Source organism: Bradyrhizobium sp. CCBAU 11386 (assembly GCF_028128955.1).
GTDB lineage: Bacteria > Pseudomonadota > Alphaproteobacteria > Rhizobiales > Xanthobacteraceae > Bradyrhizobium.
This window is the reverse complement of the sequence record NZ_LBKA01000254.1, coordinates 150,412-168,633: the sequence shown is the minus strand read 5'-3', so window position 1 is coordinate 168,633 and position 18,222 is coordinate 150,412. Positions and strand designations below refer to the sequence as shown.

The 18,222-nt window shown below is 65.3% G+C and carries 17 protein-coding genes; 8 read left to right on the top strand and 9 right to left on the bottom strand.

Going from position 1 to position 18,222, the window contains the following annotated elements:
• Both XI09_RS36105 and XI09_RS36100 read right to left on the bottom strand, forming a co-directional pair.
• Positions 1–1,196: MFS transporter (locus tag XI09_RS36105; RefSeq protein WP_271571129.1), on the bottom strand; the 1,196-nt coding region annotated here is incomplete at its 3' end.
• 159 nt (positions 1,197–1,355) lie between these two features.
• Positions 1,356–1,838 carry a cupin domain-containing protein gene (locus tag XI09_RS36100; RefSeq protein WP_271571128.1) on the bottom strand — a complete coding sequence of 161 codons (483 nt, stop codon included), beginning with the start codon at positions 1,836–1,838 and terminating at the stop codon, positions 1,356–1,358.
• Between the two features lie 275 nt (positions 1,839–2,113).
• On the opposite strand from XI09_RS36100, the gene XI09_RS36095 reads away from it, so the two are divergent.
• Positions 2,114–2,830, top strand: a complete 717-nt coding sequence (locus XI09_RS36095; protein ID WP_271571127.1) for a peroxiredoxin-like family protein — start codon at positions 2,114–2,116, stop codon at positions 2,828–2,830.
• A 16-nt stretch (positions 2,831–2,846) separates the two neighbouring features.
• On the opposite strand, the gene XI09_RS36090 is transcribed toward XI09_RS36095, so the two are convergent.
• Entirely contained in the window at positions 2,847–3,734 is an 888-nt protein-coding gene (locus XI09_RS36090) for a LysR family transcriptional regulator (protein ID WP_271571126.1), read from the bottom strand.
• Between the two features lie 198 nt (positions 3,735–3,932).
• Between XI09_RS36090 and XI09_RS36085 the strand changes: the two genes are divergently transcribed.
• A complete protein-coding gene (locus XI09_RS36085) occupies positions 3,933–5,081 on the top strand; it encodes a patatin-like phospholipase family protein (protein WP_271571125.1) in 1,149 nt (382 codons plus the stop codon).
• A 91-nt stretch (positions 5,082–5,172) separates the two neighbouring features.
• Positions 5,173–6,117: an oxygenase MpaB family protein gene (locus XI09_RS36080; RefSeq protein ID WP_271571124.1), complete on the top strand. Its 945-nt coding sequence runs from the start codon at positions 5,173–5,175 to the stop codon at positions 6,115–6,117.
• Between the two features lie 490 nt (positions 6,118–6,607).
• On the opposite strand, the gene glgA is transcribed toward XI09_RS36080, so the two are convergent.
• Positions 6,608–8,023, bottom strand: coding sequence for a glycogen synthase GlgA (gene glgA / locus XI09_RS36075; protein WP_271571123.1), 1,416 nt, complete (start codon positions 8,021–8,023; stop codon positions 6,608–6,610).
• Between the two features lie 196 nt (positions 8,024–8,219).
• On the opposite strand from glgA, the gene XI09_RS36070 reads away from it, so the two are divergent.
• From XI09_RS36070 to XI09_RS36060, 3 genes are all read left to right on the top strand, one after another.
• The gene (locus tag XI09_RS36070) at positions 8,220–9,416 is read left to right on the top strand and encodes a CaiB/BaiF CoA transferase family protein (RefSeq protein ID WP_271571122.1); all 1,197 of its coding nucleotides are present in this window, start codon (positions 8,220–8,222) and stop codon (positions 9,414–9,416) included.
• A 148-nt stretch (positions 9,417–9,564) separates the two neighbouring features.
• The gene (locus XI09_RS36065) at positions 9,565–10,632 is read left to right on the top strand and encodes an alcohol dehydrogenase (protein WP_271571121.1); all 1,068 of its coding nucleotides are present in this window, start codon (positions 9,565–9,567) and stop codon (positions 10,630–10,632) included.
• 126 nt (positions 10,633–10,758) lie between these two features.
• Positions 10,759–11,838: an isocitrate/isopropylmalate dehydrogenase family protein gene (locus tag XI09_RS36060; RefSeq protein WP_271571120.1), complete on the top strand. Its 1,080-nt coding sequence runs from the start codon at positions 10,759–10,761 to the stop codon at positions 11,836–11,838.
• Between the two features lie 120 nt (positions 11,839–11,958).
• On the opposite strand, the gene XI09_RS36055 is transcribed toward XI09_RS36060, so the two are convergent.
• The 5 genes from XI09_RS36055 to XI09_RS36035 all read right to left on the bottom strand — a co-directional run bounded on the left by XI09_RS36055 (position 11,959) and on the right by XI09_RS36035 (position 16,515).
• Entirely contained in the window at positions 11,959–12,246 is a 288-nt protein-coding gene (locus XI09_RS36055) for a hypothetical protein (RefSeq protein WP_271571119.1), read from the bottom strand.
• Between the two features lie 105 nt (positions 12,247–12,351).
• Entirely contained in the window at positions 12,352–13,167 is an 816-nt protein-coding gene (locus tag XI09_RS36050; protein WP_271571118.1) for an enoyl-CoA hydratase, read from the bottom strand.
• A 127-nt stretch (positions 13,168–13,294) separates the two neighbouring features.
• Entirely contained in the window at positions 13,295–14,644 is a 1,350-nt protein-coding gene (locus XI09_RS36045; RefSeq protein WP_271571117.1) for a L,D-transpeptidase family protein, read from the bottom strand.
• 423 nt (positions 14,645–15,067) lie between these two features.
• On the bottom strand, positions 15,068–15,439 hold the full coding sequence (locus XI09_RS36040; protein ID WP_014497036.1) for a helix-turn-helix domain-containing protein: 372 nt from the start codon (positions 15,437–15,439) through the stop codon (positions 15,068–15,070).
• A 29-nt stretch (positions 15,440–15,468) separates the two neighbouring features.
• Positions 15,469–16,515, bottom strand: a complete 1,047-nt coding sequence (locus XI09_RS36035; protein WP_271571116.1) for a LysR family transcriptional regulator — start codon at positions 16,513–16,515, stop codon at positions 15,469–15,471.
• Positions 16,516–16,996: 481 nt separating this feature from the next.
• Here XI09_RS36035 and XI09_RS36030 point away from each other — a divergent pair, with 481 nt between their 5' ends.
• Positions 16,997–17,263 (top strand): hypothetical protein, encoded by a 267-nt coding sequence (locus XI09_RS36030; protein ID WP_011085572.1) that lies wholly within the window; start codon positions 16,997–16,999, stop codon positions 17,261–17,263.
• Positions 17,264–17,466: 203 nt separating this feature from the next.
• Complete coding sequence (locus XI09_RS36025; RefSeq protein WP_271571115.1) at positions 17,467–18,198, top strand: cytochrome c biogenesis CcdA family protein; 732 nt, start codon at positions 17,467–17,469, stop codon at positions 18,196–18,198.
• Positions 18,199–18,222: the final 24 nt, after the last annotated feature.

Here is an 18,222-nt window from a genome sequence, read left to right as displayed (position 1 = left end):
TTCAGGGCGAATGTGAGCATGGCTGCGGCCGCGAGGGCCACGCCGACACCGGCGACGCAGGCGGGCCAGCCGAAGCTGTCGAACAGCCGCCCGAGCACGGCCGTGCCGACGAGCCCGCCACAGAAGTAACAGGCAAGATAGGTCCCGCTGGCGACGCCGCGGTTGTCGGTGGCGGCCTGCCCGACGAAACCGGTCGCGGCCGCCTGCGCGAAGAATGTGCCGACACCAACCAGGACCATGCCGATGAGCACTTCGCCCAGATGCGGCGCCAGCATCAGCGGCAGGCCCAGTCCGGCGACCGCGAGCGAGCCCCATATCGTCGGCCGCGTCCCGAGCCGCGAGGCCACCCTGCCGGCGAGCAACGTCGTGACGACCGACGGCAGGAAGACGAAATAGACGAGGCCCAGATCCATCATGCCGAGCGACAGCGGCGGCCGGACCAGCACGAAATTGACGAATGTGAAGGTGCCGATGAAGGCGAACAGGATGCAGAAGCCGATGCCGTAGGCTGCACGCAGCCGCGGATTGCGCCAATGCGCGATCACGGCGACAAGCGGCGGGCCCGCCGGCGTCATGGCATGCATCGGCTGCACGCGCCTGACGGTGAAATAGACCAGCGCCGCGCCGGCCAGGTTGAGGGCCGCGAAGAAATAGAAATTCCAGGCGAGGCCAAGGCCGTCGGCGACCGCCGCCGAGATCAGCCGGCCGACGAGATTGCTGGCGACGTTGCCGGTGATGTAGGCGGCAAACGCGCCGCCGGCGTCCATCGCGCTGCATTGTTCGCCGAGATAGGCGAGGGTGAGCGCGAAGGCCGATGCCATGCACAGACCTTGCGCGATCCGCAAGGCGGTGAAGACCGCAAGGTTCGGCGCGGTCGCCAGCAGGCTCGTGGGGACCGCCAGCAGCGTGAGGCTGAGCAGGATGCCGGTCCGCCGGTTGATGTGCGGGCTGAAGAAGCCGACGACAAGGCTAGCCGTCGCCATGCCGAAGGTGCTGGCGTTGACGGCAAAGCCCATCGCCGCCGGCGTGACGCCGTAATGGCGCGTCAGCGAGGGTAGGATCGCCTGCGTCGCGAAGAGATCGACGACGGTCAGGAAGGCGGTGAGGCCGATGACGAGCGAACGAAGCGCAAGGCCCGGGGAATGCTCATCCATCGTCGTCACGGCCGGTTTGATCGACGCGGAAAGACCGGTCATGGCATGCCTCCCTCTGACTGGTCATTCCGGGCTGGTGCGGATGGGACGCGCAAAGCGCGGCCCGGAGCACCAGACCCGGAATCTCGAGATTCTCGGGTGCGCAACCGCGCACCATAGTTCGCTTCGCGCCCCGGAATGACGGCTCACTCAGGGCGCCCGTTACATGTGATGGTCGTTGGGGTCCCTGCGGACGTCGCCGACATAGAGAATGACCGTCTCCTTGCCGAGGTTCTTCCACCAGTGCGAGGTGCCGAACACCTCGGGGCGGATGTCGCCGGCCTTGTGCACGATCGGGTCGACGCAGTTGGAGGCGTATTCGACGATCTCGCCCTGCTGCACGAAGATCAGGGCAGGGCGATCGTCGTGGCTGTGCCAGGGCACGATGCCGCCAGGCTCGATGGTGAGCTTGCGGAAGCGCAGCTCGCGGCCCTCGATATGCGCCGGCTGCTTGCCGAGGTCGATGGCGCCGAGAGTGACGTCGGTGACGCCGACCGGCTTGTAATCGACCATCTGGTGCGCATTGGGCTTCATCTTGTCGGCGGGGCATTCGCCCGCGAGGGTCGGCTGCGCCGCAAAGGTCAGCATGCCGAGAACGGCAAGGCCGGGCCAGACCACGCGCGACAATATGTGATGCCTAGACATGGGGAAGTCTCCTCTGTTGGCCGCAACCTCGCTGGTCGCCGGCTATGGCTGGAGCTTCGTCGAGAGCGAACCCGTCCTGAAATGCCGTTTCGCTTTCGGTGCGATAGCCCCGCGCTATGTTGATGCGCGGCGGCTATCGAACCGATTGGGCATCGGCATTTCCGCTTTCGGGATATCCGGCGTCCGATGGTGGGGCGCCCGATTGGCGACGGCCGCCCCTTGCGGGCGGCCGGACCAGGAACCTAATATTCGTCCTTTGAACGCCGGAGCGGAAGATGACGTCTCTCTCACCAGCTGACGCCGAGCAGCTCAGGCTTGCCTTCCAGCGCTGCCGCGAGATGGAGGGAACGCTGAACGAGCAGCTCCGGGCGTATGCCGACGCAAGCCGCCGGGTGTTTCCGGCCTATGGTGAGGCGGTCGATCGCCTGGTGGCGCGATTGAACGGGAACGGCGGCGGCGAGAGCGCACCGCGTCCGGGCGATACGATGCCGCCATTCATGCTGCCTGACGAGGGCGGGCATCTCGTGACGCTGCCCGCGCTTTTGGCGCAAGGCCCCGTCGCGGTGATGTTCTTCCGCGGACACTGGTGTCCCTATTGCCGGCTCAATGTCCGCGCCGTGGTCCAGGCGCAGGACCGCGTCGAGGCGATGGGCGCGCAGATCGTTGCGATCATGCCGGAGACGCAGGAATACACCCGGCAGCTCAAGGCTGATTCCGGTGCGCCATTTCCGATTCTGACCGATCTCGACAATGGCTATGCGCTGTCGCTCAATCTTGCGATCTGGCTCGGCGCCGAGATCCAGGGCCTGTTGTCCTATCAGGACATGGCAAAATTCCACGGCAATGACGGCTGGATGCTGCCGATCCCGGCGGTGTTCGTGGTCGGCCGCGACGGCATCGTCAAGGCCCGCTTCGTCGATCCCGATTTCCGCAAGCGCATGGAAATCGACGATCTGCTCAAAGCCCTCGAAGACGCAAGCCGCGAGCGCTGAAACTCGCCTCGCGGAGCTACCCCGCAATCGCCCGCCAGTCCGCACCGCGCAACATGCGCATCACGGCATTGGCCACCGCCGTGCGCTGGCGGCCGGCGACGCCATAGAGGTTGACGGTGCGGCGGGCATCGAGGCCGGCGACCGCAGCGCGTTTCAGGCTCTCCGGCACGGGCGAGGTGTGGGGCATCATGGCGATGCCGATATCGGCCTCCACCAGTTCGATCAGGTCGCGTTCGCTCGAAATCTCGTGGCCGTGATCGACATCGATGCCGTGCTCGCGCAGGCTCGCGGCGATGCGCTTGGAATGCTCGCAATAGCTGCGGCCGAGCAATTGTTCCGCGCGCAGGTCGTCCGGCTCGATCGTGTCGTGCTCGGCAAGCCGGTGCTCCCTGTTGACAATGAGATCGAACGCCTCGGTGAACAGCGGCCAGACGTCGAGCCGATCCCAGGCCTCGTCGATCTCGGCGGCGATGCCCAGCTCGGCTTCGCCCTTCTTCAGGAAGTCGCCGACCTCGCGGTTCGTCCCGCGCAGGAAGCGGAATTCGAGCCGGTTGAACTGCCGCCTGACCTCGTTGAGATGGGGGATGAGCAGCGCGAGGTCGATCGAATGCGTCAGCGCAACGCGGAGCGCGCCGACCTCACCGCTCCTGAACGAGGAGGCGAGCGAGCGCGCACCGGCGGCGGCGTCATAGCACTGCTTCAGCAGCGGATGCATGCGCTGGCCGAGCTCGGTCAGTTGCGCCGCCGGCCGTTCGCGGCGGAACAGGTCGCCGCCGAGCTCGGCCTCGAGCTGCTTGATCGCGCGTGTCAGCGAGGGCTGTGTCACGTTGCATTCCTCGGCGGCGCGCGTGAAATTCAAGAGCTGCGCCACCGCGAGGAAATAGCGGACCTGGTGCATTTCCATGGATCGGCTCCCGGCAGGATCGGCCGGAAATCTAACCGATCGGAACAGGGAATGATATCCTGGCCGCGATAGCGCGTGCGTATGGTTTCGGAAGCCAAGCGGCATTTCCAAAAGACCCCACAATCGCGGAGAATGGCAAGACGTAACAATAGCCTTACGCCTGACGAATGATAACCATAGGCTCGACAGGAGCGAGACATGAACGGCATGCAGGACAACGGGCAACGAAAGAGTATGGACCTGCCGGGTCAAGTCGTCCTCGTGCTTCAGGGCGGCGGCGCGCTTGGCTCCTACCAGGCCGGCGTCTACCAGGCGCTGCACGAGGTCGGCATCGAGCCGGACTGGATCATCGGCACCTCGATCGGCGCCATCAATGCGAGCCTCATTGCGGGCAACGCGCCGGAGCATCGGCTCGCGCGCCTGAAGGAGTTCTGGAAGCGGATGGAGCAGAACCCGGTCTGGAATTGGCGCGCTGCGTTTCCCGACTTCAACGAGAAGCTCGCCTATTGGTCGACCGTGACCCACGGCATTGCCGGTTTCTTCCGGCCCAACCCGCTGGCGCATGCCGGGGATTCCTATCCGCTGGGCGCCGATCACGCCGGTTTCTATTCGACCGCGCCGCTCGAGAAGACGCTGAGCGAGCTGGTCGATTTCGACCTCGCCAATCGCTGCGCGCCGCGCCTGACGGTCGGTGCGGCCCATGTCGGCACCAGCGAAATGCGCTATTTCGACAGCCGCGACGGCGAACTGACGGTGAAACATGTCATGGCCTCGGGCGCATTGCCGCCGGCCTTCCCGGCGGTGCGCATCGACGGCGAGCTCTATTGGGACGGCGGCATCCTCTCGAACACGCCGACGGAAGCGGTGTTCGACGACAATCCACGCAGGGATTCGCTGATTTTCTCCGTGCATCTGTGGAATCCGGTCGGCGCCGAGCCAACCACGATGGCGGAGGTGCTGAACCGGCACAAGGACGTGATGTATTCCAGTCGGATCGCGAGCCAGATCGTCCGCCAGCAGCAGGCCCATCGCCTGCGCCACGTCATCAACCAGCTCGCCGCGCGTCTGCCCGAGAGCGAGCGCAGCGATCCCGCGGTGAGGGAGCTAGTGAGCTACGGCTGTCCGACCCGCATGCACGTCGTGCGGCTGCTGGCGCCGCAGCTCGACCGCGAGACCCATACCAAGGACATCGACTTCAGCCCATCAGGCATTACGCGGCGCTGGCATGCGGGCTACGCCCACACGAGGTCCGTGCTCGCACGAAAGCCGTGGATCGGCGAATTCGATCCGCTCGCCGGCGTGGTGCTGCACGAGCATATGGACGAGATGCCGATCGCGGCGGAGTAGCTGCCTTGTCCGTCATTTGTTTGGGCCGTGACGATATCACGAGCGCGCTGTCTGGGCTATTGTCGCGGCGTCTTCTTCGCGAGGCTCGCAATTGGTCGTTGAGAAAGATCTGGAGGCGGCGCTCGATCAGGTCCGCGCTGACGCTGCGGGGCCGGTCCCCGGCGTGTTCGGTCCGGCCTCGGTGACCTGGCAGATCGACCGGGAAGCCGTCATCTTCCTCGGCGCCGGCCGCGCGCTGCTGCTGCAACTGGCGCATCCCTGGGTCGCTGCCGCCATCGCCGAGCACTCGCGGACGTTGGCCGATCCGATCGGCCGCTTCCATCGCACCTTCGACATCGTCTTTGCCATGGTGTTCGGATCGCTCGACCGAGCCTTGCTGTCGTCCCGGCAGTTGCACCGGCGCCACAGCATGATCGTCGGCGAGATGCCCGAGACCGTCGGCCCCTTCGCGGCCGGCTCGCGCTACTGTGCCAACGACATTCCGTCGTTGCGCTGGGTGCATGCGACGCTGGTCGAGACTGCGCTGATGGCGCATGACCTCGTTCTGCCGCAGCTCTCGGCGGAGGAGCGCGAGCGCTACTGGGCCGAGAGCCGGATGTTCGGCGCCTTGTTCGGATTGACCGGGGGCGATTTGCCGGCGGACTGGTCCGGCTTTGCCGCTTACACCGCAGCGATGGCGCAGTCGGAGACATTGACTGTCAGTCCGGCCGCGCGCGAGATCGCGACACAAATCTTCAACGGCGCGCGTCCGTGGTTGCGTCCGCCGGGATGGTATCGTGCGCTCACGGCAAGCCTGCTGCCGGAGCGATTGCGCGCAGGCTTCGGTTTTGAGCTCGATGCGCGGGATGTCAGAGCTGCCGACAACGCTTTGAAATGGATTCGGCGGGTCTATCCGAGATTGCCCGACCGGCTGCGCGATGTCGGTCCGTACCAGGAAGCGCAGGCCCGGCTGCGTGGCCAGCCGCGGCCCGACTGGATGACGCGGTGTCTCAACAGGGCCTGGATCGGACGGCCGCAGATGGACCAGCGTCGCTAAATGCTCCCACGTGTCCCGGACAAGCTGCAACGCGCGAGCGTTGTAGCGCAGAGCCGGGACCCAGAAGCGCCGGGTTTCCTGTGCGGCATGGGCCCCGGCTCTGCAGCGCACCACGTCGCAAGGGCGACGCGCTGCGCTGCGTCCGGGGCACGAGAGACGAGTGAGGCCACACCTTCTGCGCCGTCATTGCAAACATAGCGAAGCTCTAGCCCCGTCATCCTGAGGTGCGAGTTGCGCAGTGCCTTTGCACTGTGCGGCGAGCCTCGAAGGATGCACGGCCCCGCTGCTGCAGCCGGGCCGTCGCCCTTCGAGGGCCGCTGAAGAAGCGGCCTCCTCCAGCGACAACGGCTCCGCCGTTGCGCGGGGGTGACGGGAGATAGAGTCCGGTACGACCCTCCGCACTGTCATTGCTTCACTTCCGCCTTCGCTCTTTGAGCTTCGGCGGACGAGGCGCTCGCAATGACGGAGGATGTGGAAGCGCCGTCGCGCCTCACACCGCTGCCAGCTTCCGGTACAGCGCGCTGTAGCTGCCGGCGGAGATGCTCCAGGAGAACGACCGTCCCATGGCGCTGCGGCGCATGGAGTCGAGCTGGTCCTGCGCCATGAAGGCCTCGAAGGCCCGGCGGACGCCGCCGAGGAAGGATTCGTGCGAGGGTCTTGAGAACAAGAAGCCGGTCTCGCCGTCGGTGATGGTCTCGGCCAGGCCGCCGGTCTGGTGCCCGATCGGCAGCGAGCCGAAGCGCTGCGCGTACATCTGGCTGAGGCCGCATGGCTCGAAGCGCGACGGCATCAGGGTGAAGTCGCTGCCGGCGAAGATGCGCCGCGCCTGGGCGTCGTTGAAGCCGATCGTAACGCCGATGGCGTCGGGGCGGCGGCGATGCGCGTCGATCAGCGCCTGCTCGAGCGCCGGCTCGCCGGAGCCGGTGACCACGATCTGCCCGCCGGCATCGATGATCTCGTCGGCCGCGGACAGCACGAGGTCGATGCCCTTCTGGTGCACGAGCCGCGCGACGATGCCGAACATCGGGCCGCGCGACACCGCAAGCCCGAACTGCTTGCGCACGTAGTCCGCATTGGCCTTCTTGCCGATCCAGTCGCCGGCGCCGAATTGCTGGGCGAGCTGCGCGCAGGAGCGCGGGTCCCAGCTCTCGTCGATGCCGTTGAGGATGCCGGTCAGCTCGGCGGCGTCCGAGCGCAGGCGGAGCAGACCCTCCAGGCCGCAGCCGAACTCGGCGGTGGTGATCTCGCGCGCATAGGTGCCGCTGACGGTGGTGAGATGCGAGGCGTAGACCAGCCCGGCCTTGAGGAAGGAGACCTGGTCGTAGAATTCGAGGCCGTCGATGTGGAAGGCGCTCTCCGGTGCGCCGATCCGCCGCAGCGAGTCCTTCGGAAAGAGACCCTGATAGGCGAGGTTGTGAATGGTCAGGATCGACGGCAGCTTGGCGCCGCGCCAGGCGAGATAGGCCGGCACGAGCGAGGCCTGCCAGTCATTGGCATGGATCAGGTCTGCTGCCCAATTCTTGTCCAGCTTGCCCATGGCCAGCTCAGCGGCTGCCGAGGCAAAGCGCGCGAAGCGGATGTCGTTGTCCGGCCAGTCACGCCCGGACTCGTCGCCATAGGGATTGCCGGGCCGGTCGTAGAGTTGCGAGCACAGCAGCACGTAGACCGGCAGGCCGTCCTTGGTCGCGGCCCGGCCGAGCGAGCAGGCCGGCATATCCGCAAACGACGGGCAGCGGCCAACGATCTGAATGTGCGTGAGTTGCTCGATGATGTCGCGATAGCCGGGCAACATGATCCGGATATCGGCAAAGGGGCGAAGGGCTCTGGGGAGGGCAGCGGAAACGGCTCCAAGTCCGCCGACGCGGACGAAGTCGTCCATCTCTGTCGTAACGAACAAGACCCTCAAGAACAGTTGCCCCTTGCCGATCCAGTTTGCTGCTATGCAAGAACGGGTCCAATTGCCCCGGAATTCCCAAGCACGCCTGCGGAGCGCCTCCGTCCGGTAAACACTTTCCTACTCAGCCGCCGCCCTCTACGGTCGAGCGCACCAACAACAGAGAACATTGATTGTTCCCAGGATACGCCAAGGAGACGCAGCACGCATGCAGCTAGCAGATAAGCATGAGAGGACGACGACAAAGGCCTTCGCCGGACTCAGGGTGCTGGATTTTTCGACCACCATCGCCGGTCCCCACTGCACGCGGATGCTCGCCGACATGGGCGCCGAGGTCATCAAGATCGAGACCGACGGCGGCGAGACGATGCGGACCCGGCCGCCGCTGCGCAAGGGGTACAGCACCGTATTCGGCCAGCTCAATGTCGGCAAGAAGAGCGTCGTGCTCGACCTCAAGTCCGAGGACGGCAGGGAGGCGGTCCGCCGGCTGGCCGCAACCGCCGACATCCTGGTCGAGAACTTCCGCCCCGGCGTGATGCACCGGCTGCGGCTCGACTACGACAGAATGCGTCCGGTCAATCCGAAGCTGATCTACTGCTCGATCTCTGGCTACGGCCAGACCGGCCCCTCGGCCGAGCTGCCGGCCTATGCGCCGGTGATCCACGCGGCCTCCGGCTACGACATGGCGCATCTTGCCTACCAGCCCGGCCGCAACCGTCCTGATTATTGCGGCATCTACCACGCCGACGTCGTCACCGGCACCTACGGTTTTGGTGCGATAGCCTCCGCGCTGTATCAGCGCACGGTGACCGGCCTCGGCCAGCACATCGACGTCTCCATGCTGGAGTCGATGCTGACGCTGACGGTAATCGAATTGCAGAGCTCGCAATTTGCGGTGAAGCCGCCGCCGCGCCCGATGTTCGGGCCGACCGAGACGGCCAATGGCTATGTCATGATCACGGTCGCAAGCGAAAAGACGTTTCAGGGATTGATGGGCGTGATCGGCCGCCCCGACTGGATCCCCGATCCGCGCTTCTCCGCCTACGCCGCGCGCCGCGAGAACTGGGCCGACATGATGGACGGCGTCGAGGCCTGGTCGCGGCAGCTCCCGACGGAGGCATGCCTCGTCGCGCTCGGCGCGGCCGGCGTGCCGGCCTCGGCCTATCGCACCGTATCCGAGGCACTGGCCGATCCGCAGCTCGCGCACCGGCAGGCGCTCTCGTCGGTGGAAGATGAGGGCGGTTCGTTCCAGGTTCTCAACCTGCCGTTCCGGATGTCGGGTGCCGACACGACGCCGGCCAAGACGATGGCCGCGCTCGGCGAGCACACGGACGCGCTGCGCGACGAGATTGGCCTCGCCGATGTTGCGTCAATTCCGTCAGGCAAAACGGCCGTGCAAGGGTGACGGAGGGCTCGGTGCGGCGAGCAATGCGGCCTTGCGCGCGGCCGGCTTGCCACCATCGGCCGGCGTAAACTAGACAGGTGCGCGTTTGTCTCGCCTCGCCGGCCATGGCATGGTGGCGCGACAACAAGAAGCATGCGGGAGGACGCCGATGAAGAGTTTCAAGGTCGCCGATTTCAAGGCGCCGTTGCAGGAGTTCGACGAGGCCACGCCGCAGCCGTCGGGCACGCAGGTGCTGATCAAGGTGAAGGCCGCCGGCGTCTGCCACAGCGACCTCCACATCTGGGAAGGCGGTTACGATCTCGGCCATGGCCGCAAGCCGCTGTCGCTGAAGGACCGCGGCATCAATCTGCCGCTGACCATGGGCCACGAGACGGTCGGTGAAATCCTGGCTTTCGGTCCTGACGTGAAGCCGACCGACCAGGGCGATCTCAGGCTCGGCGATGTCGGCCTGGTCTATCCCTGGATCGGTTGCGGCAAGTGTGCGACCTGCCTTGGCGGCGACGAGAACATGTGCCTGACGCCGCGCTCGCTCGGCGTCTATTGCGACGGTGGTTATGCCGATCACATGCTGGTGCCGCATCCGCGCTATCTGCTGAACCTCAAGGGGCTCGATCCGGCGACCACCGCGCCCTATGCCTGCTCGGGCGTCACCACCTACAGCGCGCTGAAGAAGGTCGAGCAGCATTTCGACACGCCGATCGTGATGTTCGGCGCCGGCGGCCTCGGCCTGATGGCGCTGTCGCTGTTGAAAGCCATGGGCGGCAAGGGCGCGATCATGGTCGACATCGACGCCCGGAAGCGCGAGGCCGCGGAAAAGGCCGGGGCGCTCGCGACCGTCGATCCCAAGGCGCCGGACGCGCTGGAGCAACTTGCGAAGAAGGCGGGCGGCCCGATCCGCGCCGTGATCGACCTCGTCGGCAACGCCGCGACGACGCAGCTCGGCTTCGATTGCCTGACCAAGGGCGGCAAGCTCGTCATCGTCGGCCTGTTCGGCGGCGGCGCGACCTGGGCGCTGCCGCTGATTCCGATCAAGGCGGTGACGATCCAGGGCAGCTATGTCGGCAATTTGCGCGAGACGCAGGAGCTGCTCGACCTCGTGCGAACGAAGAACGTGCCGCCGATCCCGGTGACGCGTCAGCCGCTCGCCAAGGCCAACGACGCGCTGGTGCAGTTGCAGCAGGGCGCGGTGGTCGGGCGCACCGTGCTGACGCCGTAGTATCTATAGCTTGTTGGTCGTCATGGCCGGGCTTGACCCGGCCATCCACGTCTGGCCTCGGAGTTGGTATCGAGACGTGGATGCCCGGGACAAGCCCGGGCATGACGGTGGAGAGAGTAGGAACAAATGTCCGCAAACAACGCCTTCCACATTGCCGTGCTCGCCGGTGACGGCATCGGTCCTGAAGTCATGGCGCCGGCGATCGAAGTGCTGCGCAAGATCGAACAGAAATCGGATTTGCGCTTCCGCTTCACCGAGGCGCCGGCCGGCGCCACCAATTATCTCGCCACCGGCAAGTCGATGCCGGAGAGCACGATCAAGCTGTGCGAGGAGGCGGATGCGATCCTGCTCGGGGCCTGCGGCCTGCCGTCGGTGCGCTACCCCGATAATACCGAGATCGCGCCGCAGATCGAACTGCGCTTCATCTTCGATCTCTATGCCGGCGTGCGGCCGGCGCGGCTCATTCCGGGCGTGCCGAGCCCGATCGTCGGCGCCGACAAGCGCGGCATCGATCTCGTCGTGATCCGCGAATCCACCGAGGGCCTGTTCGCCTCGATGGGCAAGGGCGTCGTCACCCATGAGGACGCGCGCGAGACCATGGTGATCACGCGCCGGACCTCCGAGCGCCTGTTCGAGTTCTCGTTTCGCCTCGCCGAACGCCGCAAGGCGCGCGGCAAGCCGGGGATGCTCACCTGCGTCGACAAGGCGAACGTGTTCAAGGCCTTTGCTTTCTTCCGCGGCATCTTCGACGAGATCGAGAAGAAGCATCCGGAGGTGAAGACCGACCGGCTCTATGTCGATGCCTGCTCGGCGATGCTGGTGAAGCGGCCCTGGGATTTCGATGTGATGGTGATGGAGAACATGTTCGGCGACATCGTCTCCGACATCACCGCGAGCCTGATCGGCGGCCTCGGCATGGCGCCGTCGGCTGACATCGGCGACAAATACGCCGTGTTCCAGCCCTGCCACGGCACCGCGCCCGACATCATGGGACAGGGCAAGGCCAATCCGACCGGCATGATCCTGTCGGCCGCGATGATGCTGGACTGGCTCGCCGACAAGCACGGCGTCGAGAGCGCGGCAGAAGCCGGCGAGACGATCGAGCGCGCGGTGGACCAGGTCTATGCCGGCGGCATCAAGCCGATGGAGTTCGGCGGCAGCAACGGCACGGCTGATATCACGAAGGCGGTGCTGGGGGCGCTCTGACAAGCCATCGAAGGGCGGGGTCACCTCACCTCACCCCGCTTGCGGGAAGAGGGAGCGCATTGTGCGCCGGGCGACAACACAACGCGCAAAGAAAAAGGGGCCTCTCGGCCCCTTCGTGATTCACCAGCGGCGCCAATGGTGGTGATGACCCCAGCCCCATGGGCGCGGGCCGCCATAGTACCGGCGCGGGCCGCCGTAATAGCCGTAGGCGCCATAGTAGTTCGGGCGCCACCAGCAGCGGCCCCACTGATTACAGACCATACGCACCTGATCGACGTCAGCGGCCAGGCCGCTTGCGACGCGATCGGCCTGCGGAATGCCGTTCGGCATCGCCGCGAGCGCTGGCCCTGACGCGAGCGCGGCGCTGCCCAGGGCAGCCAGACCAAGAACAGCAAACTTGAGTTTCATCGCAATCTCCCTCGTTGGTGGCGGAAGAACTTGCGACGGATCAATTGGTTGCTATCGCGGTGCGGGGGCCAGAGGAATTTAATCTTCCTGAATGCCGGTTCAGCTTCAGCGCCCCTGAAACTGTGGCTTGCGCTTCTCCATGAAGGCCTGCCGGCCCTCGCGAAAATCCGCAGAGTCCATGCAGGCATGGCCGATCGCCTTGATCGCGTCCATGTCGCGCCCGCTTTCGTCCTTCAGGACCTGCGCGATGGTGATCTTGGCGGCCTTGATCGCGAGCGGGGCGTTGTGCGAGATCGTCTCGGCGATCGCCATGGTCTCGCCCCAGAGCTGATCATCCGGGATCACGCGCTCGACGAGGCCAATGCGCAGCGCTTCCGCGGAATCGATGCGCATGCCGGTGTACATCAGCAGCCGCGCCCAGGACGGGCCGACCAGCGACACCAGGTGCCGCAATCCGTCATAGCCATAGGCGATGCCGAGCCTTGCTGCGGGAATGCCGAACTGGCTGTCATGCGCGGCGATGCGGATGTCGGCGAGCATCGCGACCTGCATGCCGCCGCCGAGACAGAAGCCCTGGATGCAGGCGATCGTCGGCTTGGGATAGTCGGCGAGCAGCGCGCGCTGGGCGGCGCTGCGCCTGGCATATTCCTCGGACGCCGCGGCGTTGTGGCGCGTCTTCTCGAACTGGCTGATGTCGGCGCCGGATACGAACGCCTTGCCGCCGGCGCCGCGCAGGATCACGACGCGCGCCGCGTCGTCGTCGCGCAAGGCCGTCAGTGCCTCGCCAAATCCCTCCCACATCTCCAGCGACATCGCATTGCGCTTGTCGGGATTGTTGAAGGTGATCACGCCGACGCCGTCAGCGGCGTGCTTGAGGATCTTGCCGTCGGCGAAAGGAGTTTCATTGGAAATGTCGGGCATCGCGCGCTCGCTTGTCATTTGCGAGGCGCAATGTGCGGCCGGGCCGAGGTCCGGGTCAACCGCGGCGAGGCGAGGGGCTCTGCATCCGCCTGTGCCGCGATTGCATGGCGCGGCTACAGCGCCAATTCTAGCGCGTCATGTGCGCGGTCAGCGCATGGCTGCCGGCATTGCTGAAAAACGCCGCCTCTTCGGCGGTCGCCTCCAGCAACTGCTCGTCCTGATGATAGACGTCGTTGCGGAACTGGACGGTCTGGTCCTTGGTCATCCACCCCGTGAGATAGATCCAGGCCACCGGCACCTTCCTGGCCATGGCGACGTCGAGGTGCTGACCGCTGGCGATCTCCGCGTCGATCGCGGCGCGGCTCCACTTCGGCTGGTCCTTGAGCAGCCAGGCGGCGAGATCGCGCACATTGTCGACGCGCGAGCAGCCGTGTGAATCGAAGCGGTAGTCGTCGCTGAACAGATTGCGCTGGTTGGTGTCGTGCATGTAGACCGAATAGGCGTTCGGCATGTCGATCTTCACCGCGCCGAGCGCGTTGAAGGTGCCGTTGTGCTGGCGCACGGTGAAGTTCGGCGTGTGCGTGCCCGACCAGTCGACCGAATGCGGATCGATCGGATTGTCGTGGGCGTCGAGCACCTCCATGTGCATGCGCGACAGGTAGGTCGGGTCCTTGCGCATATGCGCGGAGATTTCGGTCCTGGCGATCGAGGACGGCACCGTCCAGGTCGGATTGAGGACGACGCTGGTGATCTGGGCCGTCAGGGTCGGCGAGGGCTTTTCGGTCTTGCCGACGATGACGCGATAGCGCCGCACCACGACGTCGTTCTCGACCGCTTCGGCGAAGGCCGCGGGGATGTTGACCACGACATAGCGCTGGCCGAAGCCGAAATTCATGTTCTCGAGCCGCTGGAGCGAAGCCTCCAGTTGCTGGATGCGCTTCTGCACGGAGACGTTCATCGCCGCGAGCGTGCGCGGCGTCACCATGCCGGTCGGCGCCAGCCCGTGGCGGGCCTGGAAACGCTTCACCGCGTCCGCGAGATCCTGGTCGAAGGCGCCGCTCGCCTTGTCGGCGGAAAGGTCGCCGGAGATGATCAGCCGCTTGCGCAGCAGCTCGTCGCTGGCACCCTGGACGCCGAGCGCGAATTTGGCGTCCGCGGGGATGGTCGGCCAGCCGCCGCGCACCGCGAGATCGGAATAGCTGAGCGCCGCGTCCTTGATGCGCTGGGCTGAGCCCTCGTCATAGGTCGGCTCGTGCGTCATCGCGAGCGCCGCGGCCGAGCGGCTTTCCGGCGTTGACGCCGACGTCGACGCGGCGGTTTTCGGCGCGGCCGCGTGGGCCGGATTGGCGGCGGCCGGCACGGTGCCGCCCGACGTCGCCGGCTTGGGTCCGGCCTGGCCCGTGGTCTCGGTCTGCGCAAGCGCGGAAGCGCTGGCGAGGAGGCCCATGGCAATGATCACGGCATGGCGCTTCGACATCTGTCTTGTTCTTCCCCTGAGGACGAGGCCCGGACGGGCGCTCGCATTGGCAATTTCCCGGTCGCCGCGCCGCGGGCGCCGATTGGCAAAATCGGCGGGAAGCTAGGGCACCAACGTTGAGGTCCCATTAAGCACGGCAATCGAAAACTCCGTGCGTCCAGTGCGGAGTCTCTCGATTGGGTCGCGGCAGGGTGGGGATGGGTTCGCGAAAACCGCAGGCGAGGGCGGGGAAAAGATGAAGAAAAAGATCAAGAAAAAGGCCAAAAAAAAGGGCGGTCAGGCCGCCCCGAATGCCGCGCGCGGACGGCGCGCAAGCCAAATCTGATCCAGGAATCTGATCCAGCAGGCCTCGTTCAATCCGGCCGCGCCCCCGTGACGCGGTGGATTGAACGTCGGCCTTGAAGGCCAGACCGCCGAGATGGATCAGGCTTCGTTCGCCGCGATCGATTCCATCAGCGAGACGAGCTGACGCTGCACCGTCTGGTCCTTGATCTTGCTGTAGGCGCGCAGCAGGCGGAGGCTGAAGGCCGAATCGAGGAACAGCAGGCTCTCGACTTCGCGCGCCTTGTTGTCGCCGTCGTAGAAGAAGGTCACGGGCACGTCGAGGGCGGTGGCGATCTGCTGAAGCCGAGCCGCGCCGACGCGATTGACGCCCTTCTCGTACTTCTGAACCTGCTGGAAGCTGACGCCGAGCTTCTCGCCCAGCTCGGCCTGCGAGATCTTCATCTCGACGCGCCGCAGACGGATCCGCTTGCCAAGCTCGATGTCCGGCTTGCCGGCACTGCGCTGCTTCATTCTCTTCGCCGCTGTTTTCATGTTCGTTCTCACCGTTCTTCGGTTGAAAATCCCCCGAAGAGCTGGGTCAGGGGTTCGCCCATATACGAGTCCTTGAATTCATGCGGGTGCACGAACTCTTCCTTAAACCACGGGAAGCGAGCCGGATTGAAGGCTTCGATCAGCCAGTCAATCATGTGCCGTACACGCGGAATCCGGCCGCTACCGGGATGGTAGGACAACCAGATATCCAGCGGTTTGTTCAGCTCGACCTCCAGTGGAATCAACTTCCCGCCAAGCGCAACGGCGTAGCTCGGGAATACGCCGATTCCGGCGCCATTCGCGACAGCCCAGTAGTTGGCGCTTGAGACGTTGGTCTTCATGACCAGAAGGTCACGTTCCGGAACGCCTGGGAAGAAGCTCTCGAAAGTTTCCTTGGCGGCGAGCTGGTCGGCGAATTGCAGCACCAGGCGGTGCTTGATCAATTCCATTGCCGTGCGCGGCGCGCCATGTCTTGCGATGTATTTCTCGGAGGCCCAGAACATCAGATGCATGCGGCCGAGCCGCACCAGCTTGACGTCGAGCGCGGAGGGACGCGACAGGTGGATCGCGACGTCAGCCTCGTGGCGGGAGACGTCTGCGGAACGCATCGCGCAATGCAGGTCGACCAGAATCTTCGGATAGGCCTGCTGGAATTCGACCAGGCGCGGGGCGAGCCAGAACGTCCCGAGGCCCTCGGTCACGGCGACGCGGACCTCGCCGGACAGGACGTTGGCCGTCGAATCGCTGGTGCGCAGCACGTCGAATGCTGCGGCCTCCATTCGTTCGACGGCGGCGACCACCACCGTGCCCTCGTCAGTCAGGTGGGTGCCGTGGACGTCGCGGGTGAAAAGGGTGGTGCCGGTCTGGCGCTCGAAATCGTCGATCCGCCGGCGGACGGCGTTGATCGACAGCGACAGGCGTTCGGCCGCCGAGCGGAAACTTCCGCACCGGACGACTTCAAGGAAAATGCGGGCGGCATCCCAATCCGAGAGGCCGCTGAGATTTGTCTTTGGGCGTTCTTCCAATGGAACGCCCCTTTCCGCCAAGGAGTGCATACAATTCCCTTCAGGTCGTTAAACTGGCAGAATCTGGCGGAAACCACAACCACGGCGGGTTGCGGAGTGACGAGTTTTGAACGTCATCCTTACTACCCGTGGGTGGTATCCGAGTGCGGCCAAGAGCTGGGAATCGGGCAAACTTTCGCCCGAATGAGGGGTGTGGCGTGAGTTCCGTTGCGAGCCGCGAAATGGCTGCGGGATTGTCGGCGCTGTCCGCAATGGATTTCCTTGCGAGAGCGGCGTTGCCGCCCTTCGGGACGGATCAATCACGGCGCATCGTGCGTTCTACCCTTCGTCGTTTCGACGATGGCCGATGGCGTAGCGGGGCGATGTTCGCCGGAACCGCAGTTTCAACGCAGAAACACACTGAAATCATGTTCAGAGGCGCAACGGCCTCGTGCTATCCTTGGTTCTCCATGGGGGCCAAAGGGGTCGTCACAAACACGTCTCACAGGCCGAATTAACGGAAAGAACGCCGGTGTCGCATTCAGACGAACAGTTGCAGTCGGTGCTCGAAACGCTCGAGGAGTGCCGCAGGGTTCTCAACGAGATCAACAGCCGTGAGTCGGCCGAGCTGCTGTCCATCGTCATCCTGGACGTGCGGATGAAACTCAAGGGAATTGACAGTGCCGATCTCAAGGCATTGTGCGACGAAATGCTGCGGAGCGCTGCAAGCGAACCGCCACCCCCCTCCAAGCAGACGCAGGACCAGCCCCGGCGTCCGCTGCTCCGCGTGGTGAAGTAGCCGCGCCGCCGAGTCTCGCTTTTTGGCGAGGTTTGTGCGCGTCCCGATGCCGCATCTGTGATTGCGGACGGCATCGGGAGGAGCCCTGGTTTTGTGCGCCTCTGTTGCGCATTTTCCGGCATCGGCTACACCAGAGCCGGTGCTCCGGGCCGCGCGCATTTCCCGCGCGCCGCGCCGGCGCCTGAGATGGCTCCGACTGCATCATGCAAAATGTTTCGATCCCGGCGGCCCTGATTGCCGGCCTCGTCAGCTTCCTCTCCCCTTGCGTCCTGCCGCTGGTCCCGCCCTACCTGATCTATCTCACGGGCGCGACGATCGAGCATGTCGAGAGCGACGAGCCGGCATCGGCCTCCAAGCGCGCGATCATGATGTCGGCGCTTCTGTTCGTGCTCGGCTTCTCCACCGTGTTCGTGGCGCTCGGCGCCAGCGCCTCGCTGATCGGTGGGCTGATCCGGGCCTGGTCGGCGGAGCTGTCGATCCTCGCCGGCCTCGTCATCATCGTAATGGGCCTGCATTTCCTCGGCCTGACGCGCATCGGCCTGTTGATGCGCGAGGGCCGGATGCCGATCCCGAAACCCGTCGGCCCGTGGGGCGCCTACATCATGGGCCTCGCCTTCGCCTTCGGCTGGACGCCCTGCATCGGCCCGATCCTCGCTGCGATCCTCTCGATCGCCGCAGCCGAAGCCACGGTGACCAAGGGCGCAGGGCTGCTCGCGGTCTATTCCGCGGGCCTCGGCATTCCCTTCCTGATCGCCGCCCTGATGATCGAGCAGTTCTCCGCGCTATTCGCGCGCATGAAGGGCCATCTCGTCAATGTCGAGCGCGCCATGGGCGTGTTGATGGTGATCACCGGCATCGGCTTTCTCACCGGCGCCGTTTCGAATGTGAGCATCTGGCTGCTCGAGACGTTTCCGGCGTTGCAGACGTTCGGGTAGAGCGTGTGGATTGGGAGTGCTGCA